Annotated in this window: 11 protein-coding genes; 5 read left to right on the forward strand and 6 right to left on the reverse strand. The window is 34.4% G+C overall.

Annotated elements, in window-relative coordinates:
• Positions 1–133 precede the first annotated feature (133 nt).
• The 5 genes from CLV00_RS04520 to CLV00_RS04540 all read right to left on the reverse strand — a co-directional run bounded on the left by CLV00_RS04520 (position 134) and on the right by CLV00_RS04540 (position 4307).
• Positions 134–886 carry a LytTR family DNA-binding domain-containing protein gene (locus CLV00_RS04520; protein ID WP_099714013.1) on the reverse strand — a complete coding sequence of 251 codons (753 nt, stop codon included), beginning with the start codon at positions 884–886 and terminating at the stop codon, positions 134–136.
• Positions 883–1941, reverse strand: coding sequence for a sensor histidine kinase (locus tag CLV00_RS04525; RefSeq protein WP_099714014.1), 1059 nt, complete (start codon positions 1939–1941; stop codon positions 883–885). Before CLV00_RS04525 ends, CLV00_RS04520 begins: the two co-directional genes overlap by 4 nt.
• A gap of 261 nt (positions 1942–2202) precedes the next feature.
• Entirely contained in the window at positions 2203–2898 is a 696-nt protein-coding gene (locus CLV00_RS04530; RefSeq protein WP_099714015.1) for a hypothetical protein, read from the reverse strand.
• An 11-nt stretch (positions 2899–2909) separates the two neighbouring features.
• Positions 2910–3773 (reverse strand): alpha/beta fold hydrolase, encoded by an 864-nt coding sequence (locus tag CLV00_RS04535; protein WP_099714016.1) that lies wholly within the window; start codon positions 3771–3773, stop codon positions 2910–2912.
• A gap of 12 nt (positions 3774–3785) precedes the next feature.
• Positions 3786–4307 carry a DinB family protein gene (locus CLV00_RS04540; RefSeq protein WP_099714017.1) on the reverse strand — a complete coding sequence of 174 codons (522 nt, stop codon included), beginning with the start codon at positions 4305–4307 and terminating at the stop codon, positions 3786–3788.
• 99 nt (positions 4308–4406) lie between these two features.
• Here CLV00_RS04540 and CLV00_RS04545 point away from each other — a divergent pair, with 99 nt between their 5' ends.
• The gene (locus CLV00_RS04545; RefSeq protein ID WP_099714018.1) at positions 4407–4751 is read left to right on the forward strand and encodes a helix-turn-helix domain-containing protein; all 345 of its coding nucleotides are present in this window, start codon (positions 4407–4409) and stop codon (positions 4749–4751) included.
• 147 nt (positions 4752–4898) lie between these two features.
• Here the strand turns inward: CLV00_RS04545 and CLV00_RS04550 are convergent, their stop codons facing one another.
• Positions 4899–5852, reverse strand: coding sequence for a sugar phosphate isomerase/epimerase (locus CLV00_RS04550; protein WP_099714019.1), 954 nt, complete (start codon positions 5850–5852; stop codon positions 4899–4901).
• A gap of 452 nt (positions 5853–6304) precedes the next feature.
• Between CLV00_RS04550 and CLV00_RS04555 the strand changes: the two genes are divergently transcribed.
• From CLV00_RS04555 to istB, 4 genes are all read left to right on the forward strand, one after another.
• Complete coding sequence (locus CLV00_RS04555; protein ID WP_099714020.1) at positions 6305–7408, forward strand: AAA family ATPase; 1104 nt, start codon at positions 6305–6307, stop codon at positions 7406–7408.
• Positions 7409–7587: 179 nt separating this feature from the next.
• A complete protein-coding gene (locus tag CLV00_RS04560; RefSeq protein WP_099714021.1) occupies positions 7588–9693 on the forward strand; it encodes a DEAD/DEAH box helicase family protein in 2106 nt (701 codons plus the stop codon).
• 160 nt (positions 9694–9853) lie between these two features.
• On the forward strand, positions 9854–11401 hold the full coding sequence (istA, locus tag CLV00_RS04565) for an IS21 family transposase (RefSeq protein WP_099713508.1): 1548 nt from the start codon (positions 9854–9856) through the stop codon (positions 11399–11401).
• A gap of 17 nt (positions 11402–11418) precedes the next feature.
• Positions 11419–12156, forward strand: a complete 738-nt coding sequence (gene istB / locus CLV00_RS04570) for an IS21-like element helper ATPase IstB (protein ID WP_099713507.1) — start codon at positions 11419–11421, stop codon at positions 12154–12156.
• Position 12157 lies beyond the last annotated feature (1 nt).

Here is a 12157-nt window from a genome sequence, read left to right on the forward strand (position 1 = left end):
TTCCAAATCCACTAGAATTATTTCAATAAATTCATTTGGATTACGGTACAAAGCAACATCTTAAGAGGAACATATGCCAGCACATTCGACAGAGAGGCGGAGAACGTCGACGGAATTTTAACAATTCAAATTTTTAAGCCCAGTCTTGGAAAAATTTCATGAAATTATCTTTGTATTGGTCAGTGACAGCAATGGTGATTTTGTCAATTTGGACGGAGTTTTTTGTAGCAGATTTTATTTTATCAAGCGATACAATATAAGACCTGTGAATGCGCATAAATTTATTTTCAGGAAGCTTTTCCTCTAATGATTTCATACTTGTCAGTGACAATAAAGGCTTGTCTTCGCTGAGGCGGAATACTTTTACATAATCTTTCATGCTTTCTACATAAATGATATCATCGACTGCGATTCTAACGAGCTGGTATTCAAATTTTAGATAAATATAAGCAACTTCAGTTTCGGGAATTGGCGGACTCAGTTTTTGTACTTCCTGTTCCGGGTTTCGGATGAGCTCAAAATAACCCAGCGCCTTTGCAACGGATTTACTGAAATCAACAAAACTAAAAGGTTTAAGAAGGTAATCAAGCGCATCAACCTTGTAACCATCAAGCGCGTACTGGTCAAAAGCCGTTGTAAATATGATTCTTAAATTACCTTTTACACGGTATTGTTCGACAATTTTTGCCAGTTCAATTCCGTTTATGTCCGGCATTCGAATATCAAGAAAAATCAGGTCAATATCCTGTTCATGGATCGCTTTTAATGCTTCGATTGCATTCGAAAACTGTCCCACTAATGCTAAGGATGGCGTTTGTTCTATATAAGAAACTAGAATTTGTAACGCCAGCGGCTCGTCATCAACCGCGATACATTTTAATATCATGAGATTTGTAATTTTAAGATTACCGTGTATTCCATTTGAAGGGTATCTTCATTAGTAGACAATTCATACTTGCCCGGATAAATCAAATCGAGTCTTCGGCGGGTATTGATTAAACCAATTCCGTTGCTTTCTTCTTTGCTTAGGGTTTGATTTTCAAATATAGAATTGCGGACTTCAATTTGGAGAAATTTTTCGGACTGTTCAATTCCGATGTAAATATAGCTTGGATAAATACCGCTTATTCCGTGTTTATAGGCATTTTCGACAAAAGGTAAAAATAGCATTGGCGCTACTTCGACATCCTTTACATTGGTAGGTTTTTCAAATATTACCTGCACTTTATCTGTTATTCTGAGTTCCATCAATTTAAGATAATCGGTTACAAAACCTATTTCTTTGCTTAGCGTTGTCAGGTTGTTTTTAGTATCATAAAGCACATAGCGCATCATGTGTGACAACGTATATATTGCTTCCCGTGCCGGTTGGTTTTCGGTTCCCGCCAAAGCATAAATACTGTTTAGAATATTGAAAAAAAAGTGAGGATTGATTTGGGATTTCAGGAATGATAATTCCGAAGTGACTTTTTCTTTTTCAAGATTTTGTCGCACTTGGGTTTCCACTTGCAGTTTTTTGGCAACACTTATGACTGTGCTGGCTCCTACAATTAATAAGGTTATTATGATTTCGCTTAAATTTGATATCAAAGCACCTTGCAAGTTATCTTTTTTCGAAATTTTAAAATGCTGATTTAAAATAGTATCAAGGTTTATGAGTGAGTTGAAAGTGTCACTAATATACAGAACCGACACTATAAGAATGCATATTGCAATAAAGAAAAAGCCGTTCTTGCCTTGAAATAAAAGAGTAGGGATGATTATTTTATAGGTAAGATAAAATACGGAAATCCATAAAATATACATGAAGATTTGTTTGATCCAAAATTCCATTGGAAAACTAATATTCATGTATAGCGGCATACTTTGAACTATAAGCAACCCAAGAAAGAGTAAAGCTTTTGAAAAAATCGAAATGTCTTTGACTGAAAATGGTTTCATCCGGTACAATTTAAAAATAAATATACGCAATAAATTAAGTCCCAAAATGAGAATCGGCAGTTTCCTATAGAATATCGACAGATAGCCTTAGTTCATCTGAGAAAAAATAAATGTATTGAGATAAATAGTTGAAAAGTACAAATTTAATCTGGTCAACGAATTTGTGGAAAACATAAAAAGCAATTGCAAATTTTCAGCCATAAAAAAACCCGACATTACTGTCGGGTTTTTTATCCAAGAATCATCGAATTTATGAATCAATCATTTCTTCGTTACTTTCAAATCTTTAAAATATCCTACTGTTCCTATTTCAACCCAAAGTGCAATACTGCCAGTTTTAGAAGTCCCCAGCATTTTAGTAACGATAAATGAAGGCGATTTTTGGTTATTGATGTATAAAACTGCCTTTTCATCTTGAAACTCAATACGCACATCAATCCATTCGTTTAAACCAATATCAGCATAGGTTTCATATAAACCGTTCGCTTCTTTTCTCAAGCGGCCAAAGGTATTTCCCGGATAGGAAAAATACTGAATGGTGTGGTTGCGCCTCAATTGATCATCGGCTCTCCCATTACTTGGACGAAGATAAATAGCATCAAAATTTTTATTCTCTTGATTTACGCGGTATGCTACGCCAATAAATCCGCGCGCAGCAGGAAAAGGAGAATTTTCCATGATTCGGCTTAACATTTTAACTTCAATCGTCCCGTTCTCCATAGCAACATTCGTTAATTTAACGTATGTAGGACCATCCGTTGAAGTGTCTATGTTTTTTTCGTCAAAAGGAAAGGCAATTAAATCACGCTCCACTTTTAAGACTTTAACACCGTCCATATTTACGATTTCTGCTTTGGTATTTACAGCTTCAAATTCATGTTTATCCCAGGTGAATTTTTGAGCAAATAGTCCCGTGATTTGTAAAATAAGGGTACTCAATAAAAGTGCTTTTTTCATTTTGAACGGATTTAGTTTTCTTTTATAAACGGAGCGATACTTGCCCAAGTGGCGTTAAAATTTACTATAAAAGCAGGATGACCAGCATTTGGAATAATCGCTAACTGATGATTGGGAATTAGCAATGCGGCATTTAAAACATTTTGTACGGAGTTGCCCTCATCTCGGTCGCCCGCCATCACTAAAACGGGACATTGAATGGTGCTTAGTAATTCGGTGCCTACGGTAAGTTGGCTATAACAAGTCGCAATTTGCTGAAACACCTCTTTCAGTCGATTCGGTTCGGGCATTAAGTCGCGTTGTTGTGCCCAAAATTCCGCATCCATTTCCATCGCTTGATTGAAGTTAAAACTAAAATCCCTTAATCCGGGATATAAAATACCGGCACCTATAACAATCATTTTTTTAACTTTATCAGGATACATCGAGCCAAATTTATAAGCGGTAAATCCGCCATCACTAAATCCAAGAATCATTACTTTTTCTGAAGTTGCTTTTTGGATTACTGCCAGTACATCATTCGCTCTTTGTTCTAATGTCAATGGTTCGGTTCCTATTTCCGATTTCCCATGCCCACGGGTAGAAACAGCGATTATCTGAAAATCAACTGAAAGACTATCTATGAATTTTGCCATTTCTACGTTTGAACCAAACAATCCGCCATGTAATACTACAATGGGTTGCCCTTTGCCGTATACTTCATAGTAAATTTTGGCATTTTTAGATTGTACATAATGCCCTGCCTGTGGATTATTACCATAGGGAATGGTATTAATTACATTTGGTGGCTGCATAAAATGTCGTAACGGTTTTTGTGCAAACGCGTCACAACAAAAAACTACATTTACTAAAAATACCAGTATTAATTTTTTCATTTTATAAATAAATTAAAATAATTTTTCAGCGGGAGGTGTAGCGCCCACTAATCTCAAATAAACAGTAGTTTGTGCTCTATGATGGGTTTGATGTTCAAAACACTTGTTTAAAACCTGCTCTCTGTTCATATCAAATTGTCCGAACAATTTAATAGGCTCCGAAAGTTTTGCATTAGGATATTTTTTGATAGCATTAATAGCAAAATCATAGGAAGCCATTACTTTGGCGGTAACGCTTGCTTTGTCCTCATCACCGGATTTTTCTAAATCCCCAAAACCTACTGGGGGTTTCTCATCGGTTGCGGAACCCACAAAACCATATATTGCATCGCTCAAGTGTAAAACTTGACCTGAGAAAGAACGCATTTCTTTTGTTGGTTTAAAGGAATAGCCGCTTTCAGGCATTGCATCCAGATATTCTTTAGTATAGGCTTTGGCTCTTTCCCAGTCTTTAACGATATCAGCTGTTGTTGTTTGTGCATTTAAATTGCTCATAGATAAAAATACGGTCAGAAGTAATACAATCTTTTTCATGTTTCTTGTTTTTATAGTTTTTTACAAATTTACAATCATTAGTGTATATTTGTAACCAACAAATTAAATACCGGTAACCAGTAGGTTACTACAAATTATATGAGATATATAGAAAACCCTTATGATTGTCCTGTAACAAGAGCCATGTCCATTTTTGGCGGTAAATGGAAGCCTATAATATTGAATTGTATTGGTGAAAGTTCATTGCGGTTCGGGAAATTGAACCAATTAATGCCTGCTATTTCTAACAAAGTGCTTTCTAATGAATTAAAAGAATTAGAGACTTTAGGATTAATTGAACGAAAAGAGTTTAAAGAAAGCCCGCAAAGAGTAGAATATACATTGTCCGATTCGGGGAAAAGTTTGATGCCTGTTTTGCATGAAATCGCAAGCTGGGGTAATTCGAATGAAGCAAAAAAGATTGTTACGGAAATGGTTAAGTAGAAAATCTCATCTATAAATTACGTTAAACAAATTCTTTAAAATTTCAATCCCTGAAAAATCAGGAATCCCTAATTTCTGTGCATAAAAAAGCCCGACATTGCTGTCAGGCTTTACAGCTCCCTTTCTAAGAAAAAAGCCTATATAAATTTAAAGCGACTTTAAATAATCGATACTTTTTTTCAATGCTATTTCAGGTGATTGTACCATATCTTGTTCCACGAAGAAATGCTCCACACCATTTTGTTTAGCAGCAGTAAGTATTGTAGGCAAATCTAGCACACCTTCACCACACGAAGTCATATATGGAAAAAGACTGATCCATTGTGATGCATCGCCACCATCTCCTGCAAATCTTTTAGCTTCTTTCATGTCTTTTATATGGACCATTTTATACCTGTCTTTGTGCTTTTTGAATAATTCAACAGGATCTGCTCCGCCGGCTATTGTCCAATAAAGATCCATTTCAAAATAAACCAAGCTAGGGTCAGTTTGGTCAAAAATAATATTTAACGGTATTACGCCATTCACATTGTTTAAACCATAACCATGATTGTGATAGGCAAAACGAATTCCTTCTTTCTTGGCTTCAGCACCAATCGAGTTGAATTTTTCTGCTACTCGTTTATAATCGTCCAAGTTTTTTCTTTCAGCATCTGGAATGGAAGGTAGTACCACATATTTTGCACCGATTAAATTAGCGGCTTCCGCCAATGGGCCCATATTATTTGATAGTGTATCTAAATCAGTATGCATGGCAGGAATACTAATGCCATTTGATTTCGCTGCTTTAAAAAAATCAGCAGCAGTTTTGTTGAAGAAGCCGCTCCCTTTGAACCCTAGTTGAGGTGTAACAGCATTCCATGAAGCTTTTGCTTTTTCAGTACTGAATTCATAAGGACCGAAACATTCCACTTCTTTGTATCCCATTTTAGCTAACATAGCAAAAGCACCATCAAAGTCATTCTCTAACATTTTTGGGATAGAGAATAAACCTAAGCCTGCTTTATTGATTAATGGAGTTTTGGCAAACAGTTCATTTGCGTTTACTAAAGAGGCCACAGAAAACAGGGCAGTACTTTGAAGAAATTGACGACGTTTCATAGTAAATAATTTAGAACCTCTAATTTATCAATTATTTGGTAATAAAAATTATTTTATATAAAATGGATGTCTTTTTTAGAAATTTAAAAATCAGGAATCACTAATTTCTGTACATAAAAAAAGCCCGACATTGCTGTCAGGCTTTTAAAGCTCCCTCTCTTGGGCTCGCCCCTCGGGACAGATTAGCAGTTAAATCAAGACTTGACGTTGTTTTACTTTTATTATGATGGCCAATTTGATGCCTATTAATAATTAATTTTAATGTTTTTATACAAATGTAATAATGTTCTTCCTTGATAATTTATTATTCATTCATTATTTTTTATGTAGATTATAATTGAGTAGTCGATTACCCATTAATAATATATTTATTATAGTTGCAATTTGGAAAGAATGAATATTTTTGTCCTGTCCGTATATGTATTTAATAAAATGGACAATATTTTTTTATTATGGATGATGATTTAGATTTAGAAGGAACTGGTAGTGGTTTAAGTCAAGATGAATTAACTGAATTGTTTAATTTGCATGAAGTGCATGACTTTACTGAGTATGATGATACATCAATTACAACAACTAAATGCATATCACCTGAGCCTAAAATAGAACTAAAAAAAATTGATACAACTTTTTCAAACGCATTTGAACTATACGAGCAGAAAGTTGAAGTTATCCCAAAGTTATTGCATCCATTTTTGCAAAAAGTAGGCTTAGCATCTTTAGTAGGAACTTCAGATTCTGGTAAATCAACATTTCTAAGACAATTAAGCCTGTCTGTTGCTTTAAATCTTAAAACTTTTTTAGGCTTCAGTCTAGAGAGTAAAAGCAATAAAGTTATTTATGTGAGTACGGAAGATGATTCGAATGCAATAAGCTTTTCTATTAGAAAACAGGTGGACTATTTACTAAAAGAAAACAAATCAATCGATTTGAATCTATTGAATAATCTTCAATTTATTTTTGAAACTGACAACCTCTTAGAGAAGTTAAGTAAAGAATTAGAAAATGAATCTGTTGACTTGATAGTTGTAGACGCATTTACAGACGTTTTTAGCAAAGAATTAAATGCTAACATACAAGTTAGACAGTTTTTGAATGATTACGATAAATTAGCAAAGAAACACGATTGTTTGATATTATTTCTTCACCACATAGGTAAAAATACTTTACGGTCAGCTCCTAGTAAGGATAGTATTATAGGAAGCCAAGCATTCGAAGCAAAGATGAGGGTGGTACTTGAGTTAAGACCCAATCGATTCAAAATTAATCATAAAGATTTATGGGTGTTAAAAGCTAACTTTCTAGATGCTACTCAAAAAGCAAAAAGCCATGTTATAGAAATGAATGAAAATCTTATTTTCGAAGCAACTGGACTAAGAAGTGAAAAGACTCAAACTTCTAAATCAGCTAACCCTCTATTAAAAGATAAAATATTAGAATTAAAAAGTCAAGGCTTATCTTATAGAAAAATTGAAGATGTTCTTAAAGAAACAGATCTTAAAATTGGAAAGTCAGCTATTGCAGAAATTATAAATAAAGCCTCAAAAACTAAATAAAGGGGCCTCTGATAAAATATATCTTTAGATTTATTATGGGTTGTGATTTTTAATATATCCCCAAACCTTTTGGGCTGTTACTTTTTAGGAATCATAATTGAATTTAAGTTTTTTACAATTTAATATTTGGATAAACTGTATATTTGATTTAATTATAATAAAATAATATTTTTCTGTCAATGGAGTTACAATTAGAAAGCCTTAAATACCAAGACTTAGCCGTTCAATCCGTAGTAAAACTTTTTGAGGGAACAGAAAAAAACACATTTGATAATGCTTGTTTTGAAGGTATTCGTTCTAATTTTAGCAAACTTACTCGAGATGAAATTGAAACGAACATTAAAAACATATTGACTGAAAATGGTATAAATGAAGTTGTAGCCAAACTTTCAAATGATAAAGATATTTGTGTGGAAATGGAAACTGGAACAGGTAAAACGCTTGTTTACGTTAAAACCATTTATGAATTATTCAAACATCACGGCTTTACCAAGTTTATAATTTTAGTGCCGTCGGTAGCCATTCGTCAAAACATTATTGGAACCTTCAAATCATTTGATAAACAATTAGAGAGTATCTATGGTTTTAAGCCAAATGCTTTTGAATATGATAGTAAAAAACTTCAGAAAGTAACGCAATTTATAGAAGACCAGCATCCACAAGTGATGATAATGACTTTGGCTTCATTCAATTCAGAAGATAAAATCCTTAATCAAGCACAGAGAGAGGATTTATTCAACAATATTCCTTTTATAGAGGCAATCGGTAAATGCAATCCAATTATTATAATGGATGAGCCACAGGAAGGAATGGATACTGAAAATTCTATCAAACAGATTGCTAAGCTTAATCCCTTGTTTAAAATCAGGTATTCTGCAACTCACAAAGTAGTAAAGAACTTGCTGTATCGCTTAACACCATACGACAGCTATAAAGATGGTTTAGTAAAGAAAATAGAAGTATTGACTGTTACTGAAAAGAATGACGAAGCAACCCTTAAAATTGAGTTGTCAGACATTCAATTTGGTAAGGGAGATCCTAAAGTGAAATTGAAAGCGTGGCATTTAAATAATTCTACTAACAAAATTGAATTTAAAGTTACCGGTTGGTTGAATCAGAATGATAATTTAGGGATAAAAACAAACAATCCCAGTTATTTGAATTATACTATTTCCAACATTAACAAGAGTTTAAAAACGGGTAAGTGGACTGTGAAATTTTCAAATGGAACTGAAATACTTGAAAAACAAATTGCAGGAAGTTTAGAAAACATTTGGGCATTACAAATAGAATGGTTGATTCACAGGCATTTTACTAAATCTCAAAAATTAGAATCTAAAGGAATCAAATGTTTGTCTCTCGTTTTTATTGACCGAGTGTCTAATTATATGGGTGAAACTCCTATTATAAAAAACCTATTCGTTGACAAATACAAAGCCATTTATCCTGATTACAATGAAGGCAGATTACCCACTAATGAACATATTCAAAGTATTCAAGGATATTATTTTGCACAAAAAGCAAGTGGTGAATTTGCAGACAATGAGGGTGGTGTAAAGGAACAGAGCAAAATTTACGAATTGATATTAAAAGGAAAAGAAGAACTGCTTACGTTATCAAATCCAGTACAATTTGTATTCTCTCATTCCGCTCTAGGTGTAGGTTGGGATAATCCAAATGTGTTTAATATCGCCACTTTGAACAATTCCTATTCAGAGATTAAGAAGCGTCAGGAAATAGGTCGTGGTTTGCGTATATGCGTCAATCAAGAAGGGAAGAGGGTTTATGATGCTCTAGATGTTTCAGATGAAGAACGTATTAACCAGTTAACCGTTATTCCCAATGAAACTTATGAAACATTTGTGACACAATATCAGGAAGAAATAAAATCAGTTTATGGTACTGAGAATGCAGGTGCAGGAATGACTCATACTCATAAAGGTGTTCCGGCTGATGAAGTTAAATTTAAAAGAAACCCTTCAGTTGAAATGGACAAAGCTTTCCGTAAATATTGGATGGCATTAGCAAGGAAAACAGAATACACCATTTCTTTTAATGAAGATGATTTAATTACTCAAGCATCTGAATTAATTTCAAAAATTACAATCCCTGATTTTGTAATTGAAGCTTCTAGTTTCTTGATTAATGCGATAACAGAAGACGGAAAAGAAGATTCTTTTCAAGGCTCAGAAAATATAAAACAAAAATCCTTTTTTACCCCTTTGGATTTAATTGAAGAGTTAAGCGAGAATACAGGAGTGAGTTGGAAAAACCGGTCAAATTGACCACCCTATTCCAGTGTAAATTGACCACCAGTTTCGGAGCAAACTGACCACCACTTTCCAGTGCAAATTGACCACCTGATTTTGGGGTACAATTGACCATTAAAAACTACTAACTTTTTCATGTTGTTAGCACCATACATTCGTTAAAAAAATACGGATTATGGCAAACAAAATAACAGACATGAGTAAAATTAGAAAAGCAATTAAATTCTATTGTAACGGCAAGAGTAAGTTGTTTATAAGTAGCTACTTATCCCTTTCTAGGAATACGGTAAAGAAGTATATTTCTTTATTTGAAGTCCTAGGATTAAGTATTGAAGTGATTAATGAAAAAACAGATGCAGAACTGGAACTTTTGTTTTCACACACTACCGTGGAATCAATTAGTCCCAAATTGCAGATACTTCATGATTTTTTTCCTAAAATGGAACGCGAACTAAAAAAAGTTGGTGTTACCGTACAACATATGTGGGAGCAATATATTGCCGTAAACCCTGATGGTTACAGGAGTTCACAATTTGGTCATCATTACAAAACATGGGGTAAACGAGTCAATCCAGTGATGCACATGAATCACAAAGCTGGTGATAAAATGTATGTGGATTATGCAGGAAAAACACTCTCCCTTATTGATAAAGACACGGGAGAAATCAAAGAAGTACAATTTTTTGTAGCCATATTGGGAGCCAGTCAATACACCTATGCCGAAGCTTCTATGAGCCAACAAAAGGAAGATTTTGTTACATCGGTAGAAAATGCCATGCGTTTTTTTGAAGGCACTCCTGCGGCAATTGTCCCCGATAATTTAAAATCTGCAGTGATAAAAAGCAGTCGTTTTGAACCAACAATTAATGAAACCTTGGCTGATTTAGCCGAACATTACGAAACTACTATCTTGCCTGCCAGGGCTTATAAACCAAGAGATAAATCATTGGTTGAAGGAGCTGTCAAGATATTGTACCGAAGGATTTATGTAAATCTAAAAGAAACTAAATTCTTTTCTCTGGAAGAACTAAACCAGCAGGTATGGGATTTACTTGACTCTCATAATGGTAGAAAACTCACAGGACGTCCTTATTCTCGCCTGGAATTATTTTTAGAAGATGAGAAACAAAAACTACGTCCACTACCACAAGAACGTTTTGAAATCAAATACCAATCCTTTGCAACAGTAATGCAAAACGGGCATGTTCAATTAAGTCAAGACAAAAATTACTACAGCGTTCCGTATCAATACGTAAAGAAAAAAGCGAAACTATTGTATACCAAATCAACCGTAGAGATCTATCACAAATACAATCGGGTAGCTGTCCATGCACGAAATTACAAACCTTATGTCTATACCACCACCCCGGAACATTTAGCCAGTACGCATCAATTTGTAGCTCAGTGGAGCGCTGCTCGCTTCATTGATTGGGCTAATAGTATTGATGAGTCAGTAGGAGAATATATTATGCAGATAATCGAAAGTAGAAACCATCCTGAACAGGCCTATAAAAGTTGTTTAGGAATACTAAGCTTCGAGAAAAAGGTAGGGAAAGAGCGATTAATAAATGCCTGCAGGCGGGCACTTGATTTTAAAATTTACAATTTTAAGACCATTCAAAATATTTTAGAAAACAACCTAGACCATATTGATTTTGAACAGGAACCCGAGCAGGAACTCCCGAGTCACGGTAACATAAGAGGAAAACAGTATTATAATTAAATTAAAACCAAGTAATCATGAATGAATCCACAGTAACAAAAATGAAACAAATGAAGCTTTATGGCATGTTCAATGCTTTTAAAACAGCCATTGAAAGCGGAAAAACAGACCATTACACGCTCGATCAGTTTGTATCGATGATTATTGATGCCGAATGGGACGAAAGGCACAATCGTCGTATTCAGCGCAGTATCACCAATGCCCGATTCCATTACAAATCAAATATTGAAAGTATCAATTTTGACCAAACCCGTAATCTTGACCGAAACGTAGTACTGCGTCTGGCAGAATGTGAATTTGTAGAGAAAAACGAAAACATTTTAATCACGGGAAGTACCGGTGTAGGTAAAAGTTATTTAGGTACCGCATTGGGTTACCAAGCCTGCATACAAGGTTTTAAAGTAAGTTATTTTAATACCTCGAAGTTGTTTGCTAAATTAAAAATGGCCAAAGCAGATGGTTCTTACCTACGAGAATTGGCCAAAATAGAACGGCAAGATGTCATTATATTAGACGATTTTGGACTCCAAGCACTAGACAGTCATAACAGAATTACCCTTTTAGAGATCATTGAAGACAGGCATAATAATGGTTCTATAATTGTAACATCACAAATCCCGGTACAAGGCTGGTATGACATCATTGGAGAAAAAACCATAGCTGATGCAATTCTGGATAGACTCATACATCAATCTCACCGACTCGAATTACATGGAGAATCTATGAGAAAGAAAAGAGGAATAAACAAAGGGTAAT

Origin of the sequence: Flavobacterium sp. 11, from assembly GCF_002754315.1 — a bacterium.
GTDB classification, from domain to species: Bacteria; Bacteroidota; Bacteroidia; order Flavobacteriales; family Flavobacteriaceae; genus Flavobacterium; species Flavobacterium algoritolerans.